This window comes from Methylobacterium sp. D53M (assembly GCF_053345625.1).
In genome coordinates, this window is sequence record NZ_JBKFAL010000005.1 from 30,330 (window position 1) to 46,578 (window position 16,249).

The following is a 16,249-nucleotide window of genomic DNA, read 5'->3' on the forward strand; positions in this document are numbered from 1 at the left end:
GGCAACTCCCTCTCGGTTTCAGAGGCCGGCGGCGGCGAGCATCGCGGAGGCGCCCCGCTCCGCCGTGTCAGCCCCGTGACGCATGAACGCGAACAGCTCCCGCCCGGTGCCCTGCGCGGGCTCCGGCGCCTCGGCCTCGGGGCGGGAGGCAAGCTCTGCCTCGTCGACCAGCACCTCCAGCAGGCCGTCGGCCGCGCTGAGGCGGACGACGTCGCCGTCGCGGATCCGCCCGATCGGGCCGCCGCCGAGCGCCTCGGGGCTCAGGTGGATGGCGGCCGGGACCTTGCCCGACGCGCCCGACATGCGCCCGTCCGTCACCAGGGCGACCTTGTGGCCGCGGTCCTGCAGCACGCCGAGCGGCGGCGTGAGCTTGTGGAGCTCCGGCATGCCGTTCGCCTTCGGGCCCTGGAACCGGACCACGACCACGACGTCGCGCTCCAGCTCACCGGCCTTGAACGCCTTCAGCACCTCGTCCTGGTCGGAGAAGACCCGGGCCGGGGCCTCGATGGTGCGGCGATGCTCCTCCACCGCGCTGGTCTTGAACGTCGCCCGGCCGAGATTGCCCTTCACGAGCCGCATGCCGCCGTCGGGCTGGAACGGGTGGCCGGGCCGGCGCAGCATCGTGTCGTCGAGGCTCTCCGGCACGGCGTCCTCGAAGACCAGCTCCTCGCCGTCGAGCTTCGGGTCGCGGGCGTGGTCGCGCAGCGTCTGGCCCGCCACGGTCAGGATGTCGTCGTGCAGGAGGCCCGCGTCGAGCAGGGCCGCCATCACGAAGCTCATGCCGCCCGCGGCGTGGAAGTGGTTCACGTCGCCGGCGCCGTTCGGGTAGACGCGGGCGATCAGCGGCACGGCGCTGGACAGGCGGTCGATGTCCTCCCAGTCGATGACGATGCCGGCCGCGCGCGCGATGGCCGGCAGGTGGATCGCGTGGTTGGTGGATCCGCCCGTGGCGAGCAGGCCGACCGCGGCGTTGACGATCGCCTTCTCGTCGACGCAGAGGCCGAGCGGCCGGTAGTCATTGCCGGCGCCGCCGATCTCGGTGAGCCGGTGGATCGCCGCTCGGGTCACGGCCTGGCGCAGCTTGGTGCCGGGGTTGATGAAGGACGCGCCCGGCATGTGCAGGCCCATCATGTCCATCATCATCTGGTTGGAGTTGGCCGTGCCGTAGAACGTGCAGGTCCCGGCCGCGTGGTAGGAGGCGGACTCGGATTCGAGCAGCTCCGCCCGGCCGACCTTGCCCTCGGCGTAGAGCTGGCGGATCCGCTGCTTCTCCTTGTTGGCGAGGCCCGACGGCATGGGCCCGGCCGGGATCAGGATCGTCGGCAGGTGGCCGAAGCGGAGCGCCCCGATCAGCAGGCCCGGCACGATCTTGTCGCAGATGCCGAGCAGCGCCGCGCCGTCGAACATGCCGTGGCTCAGCGCGACCGCGGTGGAGAGCGCGATCGTGTCCCGGGAGAACAGCGACAGCTCCATGCCGCTCTGCCCCTGCGTGACGCCGTCGCACATGGCCGGCGTGCCGCCCGCGACCTGCGCGGTGGCGCCGCGCTCCCGGGCGAACAGCTTGATCTGCTCCGGGTAGCGCCCGTACGGCTGATGGGCCGAGAGCATGTCGTTGTAGGCGGTGACGATGCCGATGTTCATCACCGTCCGCTCGTCGCGGATCGCCGCCTTGTCCTCGCCGGAGGCCGCGAAGCCGTGGGCGAGGTTGCCGCAGGCGAGCTTCCCGCGCCGGACCCCCGCCTCGCGCTCGCGGGCGATCAGGTCGAGATAGGCGCGCCGGGTCTCGCGGGAGCGCGCCACGACGCGCTCGGTGACCGCCGCGACCTCGGGATGAAGCTCGGTCATGCTCGTTCCTCCAGGCTCGGTGCCGACGGGCGCGCGGCCGAGGCCGCGAGTCGGGATCGGCCGCGCGCCCGCGTCGGTGGCCGGTATCTAAGGGGTGCGCCGCGGGATGTAACCCGGGGCGCGCGCCGGCGCTGACATGAGGTCTGCCCGCCGGCTCAGGAAACCCCAAGTCCGAGGCCGCGGTCGCTGTCGCGTTCGACCGATGCCGCCCGCATCGTCATCACGAGCGGAGCGAAGTGACCCAGGGCAGCGCGACCCTGGATTGCTTCGCCGCGCCCGCAAAGACGGTGACCGCCCGCCTTTGCCCGGACGCCCGACGTCGCCACGTCTCGAAGCACTCGTTCGAGGCATGCTGCAGGACGGGGTCGAACCTCGGAGACCCAGCACGTCCCTGGCCTCAATACTCCCAGAAGATGCGCTGCAGCTCCTTGGTGTCGCTGGTCTTGGTGAGCGCCACGGCGGCGAGGATCTTGGCCTTGGCGGGATTGAGGTCGTGGGCGACCACCCAGTCGTACTTGTCGTCGGGCTGCTCGGCGTTGCGCAGGACGAAGCCGTCCGGCACCCGCGACGAGCGGATCACGATGGCACCCTTGGAGCGGATCTCCTTCAGCTTGTCGACGAGGTAGCCGGGCACCGAGCCGTTGCCGGTGCCGGCATTGACGATCGCCTTGGCGCCGGCCTGGAGCTCGGCGTCGTAGACGCCCGGGATCATGTTGCCCGAGCCGTAGACGATGCCGACCAGCGGCAGGCTGTCGATCTGGTCGATGTCGAACTCGGAGCTCATGTTGTGCCGCTTCGTCAGCGAGCGGAAGAAGTAGGTCTTGCCCTCGACCACCATGCCGAGCGGTCCCCACTGGCTGTAGAAGGCGCTGGGCACGATGTTGGTCCGCTTGTTCACGTCGCGGCCGCACTGGATGTAGTCGTTCATCGTCACGGTGACGCCCTGGCCGATCGCCTCCTTGCTGGCGGCGACCGTGACGGCGTCGAGCAGGTTGAGGGCGCCGTCGGCCGAGATCGCCGTGCCCGGCCGCATCGAGCCGACCACCACGATCGGCTTGTCGCTCTTCACCACGAGGTCGAGGAAGAACGCCGTCTCCTCCAGCGTGTCGGTCCCGTGCGTGACGACGATTCCGTCGACGTCGTCCTGCTTCAGGAGCTGGGACACGCGCTTGCCGAGCTGGACCAGCTGGGCGTCGGTGAAGCTCTCGGAGGCGATCTGGAAGACCTGCTCGCCGCGGACGTTGGCGATGGTGTTCACCTGCGGCACGGCGGCGATCAGCTTGTCGACCGGCACCTTGGCGGCCGTGTAGGTGGCGCTGTTGGCGGCGTCGGCGCCGGCGCCCGCGATCGTCCCGCCGGTGGCGAGGATCACGACGTTCGGCTTCTTCGCCGCGGCGGCCGTGCCGGCCTCGGGCATCTCGCGGGCGACGAGGGGCGCCGCCCCGAATCCGCTGGCCAGGGCCAGGGCGAAGACCGCTCCGCGCAGGGGAAGAGCCGCGCCGCTTCGGCAGGAGAACATCGGAGATCCTCGATGGTTGACGGGAGAGCGAGTCGGACTCGACGCGGGGATGGTAGCCGCGCCCCGGCCCGAGGCAAGGATCATGCAGGGCGCCGACGAGCAGGGCGCGACGGATCGTTACGCAAGCTCGGGCGTTGATGGGGGTTGCTGTCCGCTCGGAGATAGATCCCATGCTGCATCTCGCCGGCCTGCTCGAGGAACTCGAGCGGAGCGAGCCCGCGCGGGCCGCGATGTCGATCCTCGAGACCTCCCTCGCGCGCCGCTCGACGGAGGAGCAGGGCGCGTTCTGGCGCGCCGTCGACATCTACTACGTCTCGCGGAAGGCCCCGCCGGAGGCGACCGTGCCGGGCCAACTCGGGCCGGGCGAATCGGTGGCGAGCCAGGCCGCGCCGGAGCTGGCCGCCGCGTCCTGAGCCCGGCCTCCGGATCCGATCGCGGCGCTCAGGCGCTCGCCGGCACGGCCGGCGGCATGCCGGCGCCGCTCTCGGGCTCGCTGCCCGCGCGCACCGCCTCGCGGGTCTCGGGCATCAGCGCGAAGTAGAGGACGAAGCCGAGCGCCGCGATGGCCGCCAGCGCCAGGAAGGCGGTGGAGTAACCCGCCGACACGATGATCACGCCGGCCAGCGTCGCGCTCAGGGAGGCGCCGATGCCCTGGGCCGTCGCCACGGCGCCCTGGGCCGCGTTGAACCGGCCGCCGCCGCGGGTCAGGTCGGCGACCACGATCGGGAACAGCGCGCCGTAGACGCCGGCCCCGATGCCGTCGAGGAGCTGGACGCCCACCAGCCAGAACGGGTTGTCCGACAGCGTGTAGAGCACGCCGCGCAGTGCCAGGATGCCGAAGGCGGTGAGGAAGATCGGCTTGCGGCCGATCACGTCGGCCTTCGCGCCCACGAAGATCGCCACCGGCACCATCACGCACTGCGCCGCCACGATGCAGACCGCGATCAGCGAGGTCGCGTGGTCCTTGCCCGAGATGTGCGTCAGGAGCTGGCCCACCGAGGTCAGCATCGCCGCGTTGGCGAGGTGGAAGATCGCGCAGAGCACCGCGAAGATCAGCAGCGCCCGGTTCTGCAGCAGGGTGGCGAGGCCGGAGGGCTTCTCCTTCGCCTGCTCCTCCGCCTCGGTCATGCCGCGGGCGAGGTCGTTGTCGATGGCGTCGGCCGGCACCATCAGCATGGCGCCGATCGACAGCGCCGCCAGGATGCCCATCAGCCAGAACACGACCACCGGCCCGAAGAAGTAGGCGAGCCCGCCCGCCAGGGCGGCGGAGACCGCGTTGCCCGCGTGGTTGAAGCCCTCGTTCCGGCCGATCCGCTTGGCGAACATCTTCGGCCCGACGAGGCCGAGCGTGATCGCGGCCAGCGCCGGCGGGAAGATCGTCCCGGCGACGTGGGCGATCGATTGGGTGGCGGTGACGAGGTAGAAGTTCGTGATGAACGGCAGGACGAGGCAGCTGGCCGTCACCGCGATGGCGCCGCCGATCACCACCGCGCGCTTGTGGTTGGTGGCGTCGATCAGCGCGCCGGCGGGCGTCTGCGCCACGAGGCCGAGGATGCCCGCGATGGTCATCACGAGGCCGGTCGTGGCCTCGTTCCAGCCCTGGTCGGGGCCGCGCACGGCGATCAGGTAGATGGCGAGATAGGGGCCGAGGCCGTCGCGCACGTCGGCGAGGAAGAAGTTGAGCGCGTCGAGGCCGCGCAGGGCCTTGGCCGAGGGTGTCCGGCCGCCGGCGCCGCGGGCGCCCGTCTCGATGCTGTTCATCCTGCCGCGATCCCCCGACCGACGGACGGCGCGGGCCCGATCCGGGCCGCGCCGTCGCACGCGGGGCTCGACGCCCGCGCGCGCCATCGGTTCCCGCGCGGCGCGGGCCTCACGCGGGATGTGAACGGTTCTCCGGCCCGCACGGGCCTCAGGCCGTGTCGGTGTCGGCCGAAGCGTCGGGATTCCCGACAGTGTCTGTCGTCTCTTCCGACAGATCGGTGCCTACCGCGCCGAGGCCGTAGCGCTCGATCTTGGCGTAGAGGAGCTGCCGCTGGATGCCGAGCCGGCGGGCGGCCCGGGCGCGGTTGCCGTCGGCCTCGCGGAGCGCGGCCGCGATCATGGTGCGCTCCAGGCGAGCCACGGCCCCGGGCAGGTCGCCGGCGAGCCAGTCGGCCGCGCCGTCCTCGCCGCGGCGGTCGAGTCGCGCGGCCGGCAGATCGATGGCCTCGGCCGCGATCACGCCGCCGCGCACCAGCATGGCGGCGCGCTCCACGACGTTGCGCAGCTCGCGGACATTGCCGGGCCACTCGTAGGCGAGCAGGCGCGAGGCGGCCCCGCCGCTCAGGCGCTTGCCCGAAGGGACCAGGAAGTGCTCGGCGAGCGGCACGATGTCGGCCAGGCGCTCGCGCAGGGGCGGCAGGGTGATCGGAACGACGTTCAGCCGGTAGTACAGGTCGGCGCGGAACCCGCCCGCGGCGACGAGCGCCGGCAGGTCACGATGCGTCGCCGCCACGAGGCGGACATCGACCCGGGCAGGGCGGCCCCCCAGCGGGGTCACGACGCCGTCCTGGATCACCCGCAGGATCTTCGCCTGCATCGCCGCCGGCATGTCGCCGATCTCGTCCAGGAACAGGGTGCCGCCCTGGGCCTCGTGGAAGGCGCCCGCGCGGTCGGCGGTCGCGGCCGCGAAGGCGCCCCGCACGTGGCCGAACAGCTCGCTCTCCAGAGCCTCGGCCGGGATCGCCGCGCAGTTCACCGGAACGAACGGCCGCGCGCGCCGCCGCGAGAAGGCGTGCAGGGCCCGGGCGACCTCCTCCTTGCCGGTGCCGGTCTCGCCCTGGACCAGAATCGTGGACGCGTTGTCGGCGACGAGACCGATGGTCTTCTGGACCTTCCGCATGCCCGCGCTCGACCCGATCAGGACCGGATGGTCCGGCGGCGGCGCGGCGCCGACGGGATCGGAGCGGGCGTCGCGCAGCATCGCGTCGAGGACGGCGGCGAGGTCGGCCCGGCCGATCGGCTTGGTCAGGTGGTCGTGCGCCCCGAGGCGCATCGCCTCGATCGTGTTGGCCGGACTCGCGAAGGCTGTCAGGACCGTGACGGGCGGCGGTTCCGGCATGGCCCGGATCCGCTCCAGCGTGGCCATGCCGTCGAGGTCTCCGGGCATGCGCAGGTCGAGGAGCACCGCCGCCACCGGACCCTCGCCCAGCCGCGCCAGCGCCTCCGAGCCGGAGGCGACCGGGAGCGCGGTGTGCCCGAGATCGGTCACCGTCTCGGCGAGCCCGTCGCGCAGGGCTCTGTCGTCGTCGACGATCAGGATGGTTGCCATGGCAGATCCAGGACAAAGGTGGTCTCCGGCGCGCCCTCGACCAGCCTCGCCTCGCCCCGATGCGCCAGGGCGATCTCGCGCACGATCGCGAGCCCCAGGCCGGTCCCGTCGGGCCGGCCGGTGACGAAGGGCTCGAACAGGCTGGCGCGGATCGCCGGGTCGACCCCGGCGCCGGTGTCGGCGACGCTGAGGCGCAGCCGCAGCGCGCCGTCGACCGTCACGCGCTCGGCGCCGAGGCGGACCCGCCCGCCCGGCGGCGCGTGTTGCAGGGCGTTCAGCAGCAGGTTGTCGACGGCGCGGGCGACCTGCGCCCGGTCGAGATGCGGGTGGTCCGCGGCGGGCAGCCCGTCGGACTCGACCGAAATCCAGACCGCGCGCGCGCGCGCCAGGTCCTCGTGCAGGCCCGCGCACTCGGCCAGGAGCGGTGCCACGGGTGTGGGCTTCCGGTTGAGCGGCCGCGCCTGCGTCAGGTTGAGGAGGTCGCGCAGCAGCGTGTCGACCCGTGCGATCTGGCCGAGAACGGTCTCGAGGGCGACGGCGGCGCGCTGCGGATCACCGCTGACGAGGGCGTTCTCGGCCTTCAGCCGCATCGCCGCGATGGGATTGCGGATCTCGTGGGCGATGCTCGCCGCCAGACGGCCGACGGCGGCGAGGCGCTCGGTCGCCACGATCCGGGCCTGCGCCTCCCGCAGCCGCCCGCCGGCGGCGTTGAGGGCGTCGACCAGCCGGTCGAGCTCGCGCTCGCCGGTGCGGTCGAGATGGGGCAGGTCCTGGCCGTCCGGGCGCGGCGCGGCGAGCGCGGCCTCGAGCCGGGCGATCCGCCCCGAGAACCCGTACAGGAACCAGCTCAGGAACGCGGCCGATCCGAGCACCGTGGCGGCGAGGAAGCCGAGGCCCGCGAGGAAGCGCGTGTAGGTGGGGCCGTCGTTCACGTGCGCGCGCGTCATCGACCACGCGGTCAGGCCGGCCTCCGGCCCGTGCAGCGGGCAGGCCTGGAGCATGAGAACCTGGGTCCGGCTCGGCCGCCGCTCCGAGGCCGCGTGGTCGACCCGCAGCGCCTGGGCGTTCAGCGCCGCGATGGCGTCGCGCTCGGCCGCCGGAAAGTCGGTCTTCGGCCCGGATCCCTCGTAGGTCGGATAGGCGTAGGCCACCGACCCGCGCGCGGCGCTCCAGATTCCGCCCTCGAGGCCCGGGAAGCGCGCCAGAGCGGCCGAGACGGTGCCGACGAGGTCGGCCTCCCCGACGCCCTTGCCGCGCGCGCGCACGAGGGCGGCGTACCGGTCGATGATGTCGCGGCAAGCCCGCCCGACCGCGAGATCGGCCTGCGCCACCTGGACGCCCGTCGACTGGTCATAGACGCCGAGCATCAGGTAGGCGGTGGCGGCCGCGGAGGCGACCAGCAGGACCCAGAGCGCGAGCAGCCGGGCGCGCAGGCTGTAGGCCGTCACGGCGGTGTCCGACCCGGCATGGCGGTGGCTCCTGCGGCGGCGTCGCGCGCCCGGACCCCGTTCCTAAGCCATTGTCCGGTCCCCGACCACGCGAAGACTGCGCGGGTCCCACGGTGACGGGGCGACGCGCGCGAACGGTCCCGGGTCGGGACCGGGACCGCCGGGAGCGGGGCGCCGCGTCCGGCACCCCTCTCGGACGTACGATCGATCAGTCGTCGGCGCGCGCGCTCACTTGCGGTTCGTGATGAGGCTGTCGACGTTCTTGTTGGCTTCCTTATTCTCCTTCCGCTGCATCACCACTTCGTGCTTGGTGTCCTTCATCGACATCTCGTCACGCTTGCCCTGGGGCATCTCCTTCGGGGCCGCCAGGGCCGGCGTGACCGACCAGAGACAGGCCAAGCAAAGAGCAGCGCGCGCCGTAGTCTTGAACATGATGCCTCCTCCACTCAATCGACATTGCAGGACGTCTTGGCGATGCCGCCGGTTCCTCATGTGCGGATCACGGACGTGCGATCCGTTGCGCGGATAGTCTCGTCTCAGGGCTGGCCAGACGGGTTGATCGGCAGAGCGTCGCTTCCGAGCTGCACGCAGGTCAGCATCGCCACGTAGGACGGGGTGCCGCCGATCTGGCTCTCCGTCGCGCAGGTCCGGCGCTCGGCCACGTCGAACGTCGCCCAGCGCTTGATCAGGGTGCGCCGGGCGGCGGCCTCGTCGGACAGGCAGCCGCGGTAGCTCGCCCGGTCGACGGCGGTCGATCCCGCCCGGTGCTCCGGCGCGCAGATCGCCCGGATGTTGAAGTCCGGAACCCCCGCCGTCCGGGCGGAGGCCGCCAGGGTCCCGCCGAGGAGCAGTTCGAGTCCCAGGATGGTCGAGATCCAGAATCGCCGCACGCGACCCTCCCTCCTGTGCGCCGACCGGGCCGCGCCCGAGATCCGTCAGGCGCGGCCGTCGTCGGCGTTCGGTCACTTGCTGGTCTTGGCACCCGCCGTCGTGCCGGTGGCCTGCGGCGCGCCCTTGTCGGCCGTCGCGGCGGCCGCCTTCTGGGGCACCGCGATCGCGTCGATCACGTCGAAGCGCATGTTGTCCTGGGCCGACTTCAAGGCGGCGTTGGCCTCGTAATACTTGCCCTGATTGATCAGCGTCGCGGCCTGATCGACGTCGGTGATGGTCTTGTTCAGAGGCAGGACCGCCATGGTGAAGTTGACGTCGACATGGGCGAGCTTGAGCTTCTCCAGGGCCCCCTTCTGGTCGCCCTGAGCGAGGTTCTTGTTCGCCTCGGTCACCGCGGAGGCCTTGGCGGGCGTGGCCACGAAGTCGTCGCCGAGGGTCAGCTGCGCGTCGACCGGGACCCAGGCCACCTGCTCCTTGGAGGCCGTCTTGGTATCGGCCTTGGTGTCGGCCTTGTCGCTCGGCGCAGTCGCCTTGTGGGCGGCCATGTCGGCCGGCGACTTGAGGTCGGCCTCGGCCTTGGTGAAGACCGCGTCGTCGGTCTTGGCCTTGGCGAAGGCGGCCTGCGCCTTGGCGATCATGTCCTTGGCCTGGCCGGGATTGGCCTCGAAGATCGCGAGGCGGGTGAGCTGGAGATCTCTGAAGCCCTGTGCGCCGTCCTTCGAGAGCTTGCCGACATCCTTGTCGACCGCCGCCTGGCTCGCGCTGATCTGCGTGCCGTTGGTCTGGGCGGCCTGCTCCGCCGCGTAGGCGGTTCCACCGAGGATTGTGGTGAGCACGAGAGCCGCAGCCATAGATTTGCGATAGGACATAGTAATATCTCCCTCTAGTGCCGGAGATAAGGCCTTCATCTGCATTGGCCTCATTCATTCCGTGTTCAGATAATAGATCAGCCGCCATTTGGTCGCATGACCGGAAGATTAAAGAACGGCAATGCGCCGCCGGGCGTGGCGGGTGTCGGCGCGGCGGGGTTCAGCGCGGCAGGAAGCGGCCGGCGCGCGCGTCGAGCAGCGCCACAAGCGCCGGCGCCATGAAGTCGTGCACGTCGGGGATGTCGAGGCAGACGAGGCGGGTCCCGCGCAGGGCGGCCCCGAAGCGGCGCATCAGCTTGCGCCGGTGCGCGCGCTCCATGACGACGACGATCTCCGCCCAGGCGAGATGATCGGCGTCCACCGGCTCGTCGGCGTCGGGTGACACCCCCGCGCTGGCGGTCTCGATGCCGGGCAGCCGCGCGAAGATCTGTTCCGCGGTCGGGCTGCGGGCGCGCGCCCGGCCGCAGACGAACAGGATCCTCACGCGCTCTCCGCGAGGTCGGCTTGCCGCTCGAACAGGGCGCGGTACGCCCCGTTCGGGCGGCGCAGCAGGGCGGCGTGAGGCCCGTCCTCGACGATGCGACCGCGGTCGAAGACGAGGATCCGGTCGAGGGCCCGCACCGTGGACAGGCGGTGGGCGATGACGATGGCGGTTCGCCCGCGCATCAGCCGCGCCATGGCCTCCTGCACCAGAGCTTCCGACTCGGAATCCAGGCTCGAGGTCGCCTCGTCGAGGATCAGGATCGGCGCGTCCGCCAGGAAGGCGCGGGCGAGCGCCACCCGCTGGCGCTCGCCGCCCGACAGCTTGACCCCGCGCTCGCCCACCAGCGTCGCGTAGCCCTTCGGCAGCCGCGCGATGAAGTCGTGCGCGTTGGCGAGGCGCGCCGCCCGCTCGATCTCCTGCGCCGAGGCGCCGGGCCGGGCGTAGGCGATGTTCTCGGCCAGGGAGCGGTGGAACAGCACCGGCTCCTGGGGCACGATGGCGACCTGCGCGCGCAGGCTCGCCTGGCTCGCCGACGCCACGTCCTGCCCGTCGATCGTCACGCGCCCGCCCGACACGTCGTAGAGCCGCTGGATCAGCTTGACGAAGGTCGTCTTGCCGGAGCCCGAGCGCCCCACCAGCCCGACGCGCTGGCCGGCCGGAATCGTCACGGTCAGCCCGTCGTAGAGGGGCCGCGTGTGGTCGCCGTAGTGGAAGCGCACGGTCTCGAACCGGATCGCCCCGCCCGCGACCGCGAGCGGGACCGCGCCGGGCCGGTCGGCGACGCCGACGGGTTCGGCCTCCAGGGCGACCAGCTCCTCCATCTCGTTGATGGCCCGCTGCAGGTGGTTGATGTGGCCGCCGATGTCGCGGAGGTAGCCGTGCACCACGAAGGTCGCGGTCAGGACGTAGGCGACGTCGCCCGGGCTCGCCCGCTCCCGCCACCACAGCCACAGGGCGATGGCGACGATGGCGGTGCGCAGGACGAGTAGAAGCCCGAGCTGGCCGGTGCCGCCCCAGGTGACGATCATCCACGTGCGCCGGGTCCGCCGCTGCCACTTCGCCAGCAGGCGGCCGAGTCGCGCCTCCTCCCGCGCCTCGGCGCCGAAGGCCTTGACGACGGCGTTGTTGCCGATCGCGTCGCTGAGCGCGCCGCCGAGGCGGGTGTCGAGGGCGTTCGAGAGCGCGGCCGCGGGCGCGATGACGCGGGTCGCGAGCAGGGCGGTCGCGCCGACATAGGCGCCGGCGCCGATCGCGACCGTCGCGCCGAGGGCCGGCCAGTGCAGGCCGAGGACCAGGGCCGTGCCCACGAGGACGACGAGCGCGGGCAGGAGCGACAGCAGCAGCGTGTCGTTGAGCCCGTCGATCGCCCACATGCCGCGGGAGATCTTCCGGACGGTGGAGCCCGAGAAGGTGTTGGCGTGCCACTCGGTCGAGAAGCGCTGGACCCGGGCGAAGCCGTTGCCGACGATGTCGCTCATGGTGCGCAGGGAGAGCGGCACCACGAGGCTCCAGGCGACGTGCCGCAGCAGCGCAGTGGCGAGGCCGAGCCCGGTCATCGCCAGGAAGGCCGGCCAGGCCGCGTCCAGCGCCGCGCGTCGGTCGCTCCCGGAGAGCGCGTCGACCAAGCGGCCCGCGAAGAGCGGCAGCAGCACCTCCGCCAGGGTGGCGAGCGTGATCGCGCCGGTGAGACCGGCGACGAGGAGCCAGCGCCTGCGCCAGCTGCGGACGACGAAGGCCAGGACGCGACGGACCGTGTCCGCCTTCCGGGGAGACGACAGAGACATGCGAGTGCCCGACGCGGGCGAGCGTCGGCTCCGGGTGACGCCGCTTCCCATCGCGAACGATGCGCGCCGGCGAGATCAGGCAGGATCGGGTTCAGAGACGCCGGGCGGCAGGGCCGGGCGAGAGCGGGAAGCGGCTAGCCGACCCGCGCGGGGGCGCCGACGAGTCCTGCTCGGAGGGTGGCAAACACAGCGATCATGCAGCTCCCTCCCTGGTGCGAGCGCGACAGGAGGACGAGGGTAGGAGAGCCCGAACTGATTCGCAACGACCATCGCGAAGCCTCGGCCAGTCGCGACGGCCGATCCATGCGCCCGGGTCAACCCTGCGGAGCCGGGGGAACGGTCACGCTTCGTTGAAAAGCTGACGCAACGCGGTGTAAACACTTCGCTGCAAACTGGGCCGTTGTGCGGCGCCTCGGTTGCGCGCCTCTCTCGGATCGCTGTCGCGGATCCGTACTTGGAGACCGACGGTGTCGCACTCCCTGGTGAACCGGGACGCGCTCGAGGAATTGACGGCCGTGATCGGCACGGAAAAGCTCGTCCGCATCCTCGACCGGTTCGTCGTCAGCCTCACCACCGCCTTCGAGGGACCGGATCGCGCGAGCGACGATTACGGCCGCGAGGCGCACACGCTGGTCTCGATGTCCGGCATGCTCGGCTGCGCCGAGCTGTCCCGGGCCTGCCGCGGCCTCGAGGAATCGGCCATGGCGGGCGACGATCTGACCCGCTCGCTGGTCGACCTCAGGACCCTGCGCGACCGGACCGTCGCGGCCCTGCGGGACCTGCAGGCGGAGACCCGGCTGAGCGCCTAGGGCCGCGCGGCCGCGTCGGGATCAGGCGACCATCACCGCGTCGAGGGGCGCCTCGAAGGTCAGCACCGCGCCCTCGCGCGGGTAGCTCATGTGGGCGGTCCCGCCGAAGCTGTGGGCGAGGCTGCGGGCGATGAGCCGTGTGCCGAACCCCATGCGGGTCGGTGGCGTGACCGGCGGTCCGCCGCTCTCCTCCCAGCGGAACCGGAGGGTCTGGCCGCCCTCTGCCTCGGCCACGTTCCACGTGATGCAGACCCAGCCGGCGGCCACCGACAGCGCGCCGTACTTGGCCGCGTTGGTTCCGAGTTCGTGCAGCATCAGCGCCAGGGTCATGCCGTGGCGCGGTCCGAGCGTCAGCTCGGGACCGGCGATGCGGAACCGGCCCGCGACGCCGTCCCCGTGGAGCGACACGGCGCCCTCGACCAGGCCCCTCAGGGAGGCCCGGGTGAAGGAGCCCTGGAGCAGCACGTCGTGCGCCTTCGCGAGCGCCAGGAGCCGCGCGGCCAGCGCCTCGCCGGCCGCCTCCAGCGACGGCGCGTTGCGCATGGTCTGCGTGGCGACGGCCTGGACCATGGCCATGGTGTTCTTCATCCGGTGGGCGAGTTCCTGCATCAGCAGCGTCTGGCGCGCCTCGGACAGCTTCTGGTCGGTGATGTCGCGCGACACCGCCAGGATCCGCTCGGGCCGGTCCGGCGCCGCACCGATGGGCGTGACGGCCACGTCCCACCAGCGGATCCCGCCGCCGGAGTCCGACTGGGCCTGGAACCGGCTCGGGCGGCCGATCCGGGCCCGATCGAGCGCCTCGGCCACCGCCTCCCGGTCCTCGGGGCGCGTCCAGGCGTCGATCCAGGGCCGGCCGATGGCGTCCGCCTCGTCCCCGGCGGCGGACAGGGCCGGACCGTCCTCGCTGGCGGTGATCAGGCGCCCGTCGCGGTCCAGCAGTTCCAGGTAATCGTTCGGGGCTTGCGGCAGGCCGATCGCGCGCGCGCGGCCGGAGGGGCGCGGCCTCGCCTCGAGCCCGAGTCCGGCCGGTTCGCGGGGCGACGGTCCGCGGGGCGCCTCGACCCGCTCGGCCGCCATGCGACCGGCCTCGACGCGGCTCGCCGTCTCGATGATTCGGCCGAGCCGCCGGCTCCGCTGCCGCTCCCAGTCGGCCTGGGCGGTCGCCTGGCTGAGCAGGCTGCGCAGGCGGATGTTCTCCGCCTCGAGCGTCTCGACGCGGCGCTCCGCCCCGTCGATCCGCGGCCGTACGATGTCCATTTCCATCGCCCGCCCCCCTCGTCATCCCGACGGGGCGCCCGTGCGCGGCGCGCCGTCGGAGCTCCCCGACCGCGCGGCGCGGCAACGGATGTCGATGGCAGGGCTGCACCGGCGGTTCAGACCGCTTCTGGTGCCGGTTCCCCGCCCGCAGCCGAGCGAATCGTTGGATGTCTCACGCTAGCATGGCGCGCAGGATTATCAAATCAGCTCGGTATTCGCCTGCGGATGAAAACTTATGTTGGAGCCCTGTGCGGGTGCGAAGACGGTTACTTGTTTCGCATCAGCAGCACGAGCCAGCCGATCCCGAGGATAAAAATTATCAATCCGATCGAGACGAAGACGGGCGTGCCGAGATCGATGAGGCGGGGTGCGAGCTGCGTGGCGAAGGCCGCCACCACCAGGGCCACGGCGACCCGCGCGGCCGCGCGCTCGATGCCGCGGGTGACCTTGTCGAGGCCCTTCACCTCGATCTCGACGGTGACGCGGCCCTGCTTCAGCCGCACCAGCATCAGGTGGATCAGGGTCGGCAGCTCCGAGGCGGCGCCGTAGAGGCCGACGCCCAGGGCCTCGGCCTTCTGCTTGAGGGCGGAGAGCGAGAACTGCGTCTGCATGCTCGCCCGGACCGTGGGACCGGCGGCGGCGAACAGGTCGAAATTCGGGTCGAGGTGGCGCATCACGCCGTCGGCGGTGACCAGTCCCTTGAACAGGATGGCGAGGTCGGTCGGCATCGCGAGGTCGTTCTCGCGGGCCATGTTCATGAAGTCGGTCAGCACCAGCCCGAGATTCAGCGGGATCGACGAGTGGCTCTCCACGAAGGACTGGGCCGAGACCTGGAGGCGGGTGAGGTCCGGGTTGCTGGTGCCGGTCCAGTCGAGGAGCACGGCCATGAGGCCGTCGGCGTCCTGCTTGAGCATGGCGCCGATCAGCACGAGCAGCTGCGAGCGCCGCCGCTGCGACAGCCGCCCGATGATGCCGAAATCGATGAAGCCGATCTTGTTGCCGGGCAGGGCCAGCATGTTGCCGGGATGCGGGTCGGCGTGGAACACGCCCTCGATCAGCGCCATCTGCAGGAACGCGTCGGTTCCCTTCTGGGCGAGCAGCTTCTTGTCGATGCCCGCCGCGCGGAGGGCCGCCTCGTCGTTGGGCGGGATGCCGTGGATGAAGTCCTGCACCAGCACGCGCTCGGAGCAGTACTCCCAGTGGATTTTCGGGAAGACGATGTCGTCGCGGTCCTCGAAGATCTGGGCCAGCAGCTCGCAGTTGCGCGCCTCGTTGAGCAGGTCGAGCTCGCCGTTGAGGCCCTCCGCGAGGTGGCGCATCTGCTCCCGCGGCTGGTAGCGGGCCATGTCGGGCCACTCGTTCTCGACGATGCGGGCACCGTGCGCCATGAGGCGCAGATCCGCCTCGATGATCTTGCGCAGGTTCGGCCGCAGCACCTTGACGATGACGTCCTCGCCCGAGTGCAGCCGCGCCCGGTAGACCTGGGCGATCGACGCCGAGGCGATCGGGTTTGTGTCGAACTCGGCGAACACCTCCATGGGCGAGGCGCCGAGATCGAGCTCGAGCTGCGGGCCGATCTGCTCCCACGTCACCGGCACGACCTGGCTGTGGAGCTTCTGCAGCTCCTCGGTCCAGGCCGGCGACAGGAGGTCCGGCCGGCTCGCCAGCACCTGCCCGAACTTGATGAAGGTCGGCCCGAGCGCCTCGATCGCCCGGCGCAGCCGCTCCGGCTCGGACAGGCGCGTGACGTCGACCCGGGGCTGGCGGCGCGGCAGGAGCGGCAGGTAGCGCAGGCCGAGCCGGTCCACGACGCGGGTGACGCCGAAGCCGATGAGGATCGTCGCGATCTCCGACAGCCGCTGGCGGTCGCGGGCGGCAACGAAGGCTGTCTTCAGCATGAATGGAGCGATCCGGTCGGACGGGATTGGGCGTCCGGACAGCACGAGCATAAGGACTTTTTTGCGGTCGCGAACCCCGGTCCCACCCCGCCGCTTCAACTTAAGCGGCGCAGAGCGGGGCCGGAATGCGCGCGG

The 16,249-nt window shown here is 71.8% G+C and carries 14 protein-coding genes; 2 read left to right on the forward strand and 12 right to left on the reverse strand.

The annotated features are described in order from the left end of the window. Nucleotides 1-18 precede the first annotated feature (18 nt). Both edd and ACLBYG_RS10900 read right to left on the reverse strand, forming a co-directional pair. Nucleotides 19-1,845: a phosphogluconate dehydratase gene (edd, locus tag ACLBYG_RS10895; RefSeq protein WP_447681464.1), complete on the reverse strand. Its 1,827-nt coding sequence runs from the start codon at nucleotides 1,843-1,845 to the stop codon at nucleotides 19-21. Between the two features lie 397 nt (nucleotides 1,846-2,242). Continuing rightward, complete coding sequence (locus tag ACLBYG_RS10900; protein WP_056533064.1) at nucleotides 2,243-3,364, reverse strand: asparaginase; 1,122 nt, start codon at nucleotides 3,362-3,364, stop codon at nucleotides 2,243-2,245. Nucleotides 3,365-3,534: 170 nt separating this feature from the next. Between ACLBYG_RS10900 and ACLBYG_RS10905 the strand changes: the two genes are divergently transcribed. Beyond that, nucleotides 3,535-3,777 (forward strand): hypothetical protein, encoded by a 243-nt coding sequence (locus ACLBYG_RS10905; RefSeq protein WP_091680459.1) that lies wholly within the window; start codon nucleotides 3,535-3,537, stop codon nucleotides 3,775-3,777. Between the two features lie 28 nt (nucleotides 3,778-3,805). On the opposite strand, the gene ACLBYG_RS10910 is transcribed toward ACLBYG_RS10905, so the two are convergent. The 8 genes from ACLBYG_RS10910 to ACLBYG_RS10945 form a co-directional block, all read right to left on the reverse strand. Further along, nucleotides 3,806-5,125, reverse strand: a complete 1,320-nt coding sequence (locus tag ACLBYG_RS10910; protein WP_447681465.1) for an MFS transporter — start codon at nucleotides 5,123-5,125, stop codon at nucleotides 3,806-3,808. Between the two features lie 148 nt (nucleotides 5,126-5,273). Then, nucleotides 5,274-6,674, reverse strand: a complete 1,401-nt coding sequence (locus tag ACLBYG_RS10915) for a sigma-54-dependent transcriptional regulator (protein ID WP_447681466.1) — start codon at nucleotides 6,672-6,674, stop codon at nucleotides 5,274-5,276. Then, on the reverse strand, nucleotides 6,659-8,122 hold the full coding sequence (locus ACLBYG_RS10920) for a sensor histidine kinase (RefSeq protein WP_447681467.1): 1,464 nt from the start codon (nucleotides 8,120-8,122) through the stop codon (nucleotides 6,659-6,661). Before ACLBYG_RS10920 ends, ACLBYG_RS10915 begins: the two co-directional genes overlap by 16 nt. Nucleotides 8,123-8,350: 228 nt before the next feature. Continuing rightward, nucleotides 8,351-8,554, reverse strand: a complete 204-nt coding sequence (locus ACLBYG_RS10925) for a hypothetical protein (RefSeq protein ID WP_020093001.1) — start codon at nucleotides 8,552-8,554, stop codon at nucleotides 8,351-8,353. Between the two features lie 104 nt (nucleotides 8,555-8,658). After that, on the reverse strand, nucleotides 8,659-9,012 hold the full coding sequence (locus ACLBYG_RS10930) for a hypothetical protein (RefSeq protein ID WP_056533079.1): 354 nt from the start codon (nucleotides 9,010-9,012) through the stop codon (nucleotides 8,659-8,661). 72 nt (nucleotides 9,013-9,084) lie between these two features. Further along, nucleotides 9,085-9,882 (reverse strand): YfdX family protein, encoded by a 798-nt coding sequence (locus tag ACLBYG_RS10935; protein WP_447681468.1) that lies wholly within the window; start codon nucleotides 9,880-9,882, stop codon nucleotides 9,085-9,087. A gap of 160 nt (nucleotides 9,883-10,042) precedes the next feature. After that, entirely contained in the window at nucleotides 10,043-10,366 is a 324-nt protein-coding gene (locus tag ACLBYG_RS10940; protein WP_020093004.1) for a low molecular weight protein tyrosine phosphatase family protein, read from the reverse strand. Then, complete coding sequence (locus ACLBYG_RS10945; RefSeq protein ID WP_447681469.1) at nucleotides 10,363-12,150, reverse strand: ABC transporter ATP-binding protein; 1,788 nt, start codon at nucleotides 12,148-12,150, stop codon at nucleotides 10,363-10,365. The genes ACLBYG_RS10940 and ACLBYG_RS10945 overlap by 4 nt, the downstream gene beginning before the upstream one ends. Nucleotides 12,151-12,617: 467 nt before the next feature. On the opposite strand from ACLBYG_RS10945, the gene ACLBYG_RS10950 reads away from it, so the two are divergent. Beyond that, nucleotides 12,618-12,959: an Hpt domain-containing protein gene (locus ACLBYG_RS10950; RefSeq protein ID WP_091927191.1), complete on the forward strand. Its 342-nt coding sequence runs from the start codon at nucleotides 12,618-12,620 to the stop codon at nucleotides 12,957-12,959. A gap of 21 nt (nucleotides 12,960-12,980) precedes the next feature. On the opposite strand, the gene ACLBYG_RS10955 is transcribed toward ACLBYG_RS10950, so the two are convergent. Further along, a complete protein-coding gene (locus ACLBYG_RS10955; RefSeq protein WP_447681470.1) occupies nucleotides 12,981-14,222 on the reverse strand; it encodes a sensor histidine kinase in 1,242 nt (413 codons plus the stop codon). Between the two features lie 260 nt (nucleotides 14,223-14,482). Then, the gene (locus ACLBYG_RS10960) at nucleotides 14,483-16,114 is read right to left on the reverse strand and encodes an ABC1 kinase family protein (RefSeq protein ID WP_020093008.1); all 1,632 of its coding nucleotides are present in this window, start codon (nucleotides 16,112-16,114) and stop codon (nucleotides 14,483-14,485) included. Nucleotides 16,115-16,249: the final 135 nt, after the last annotated feature.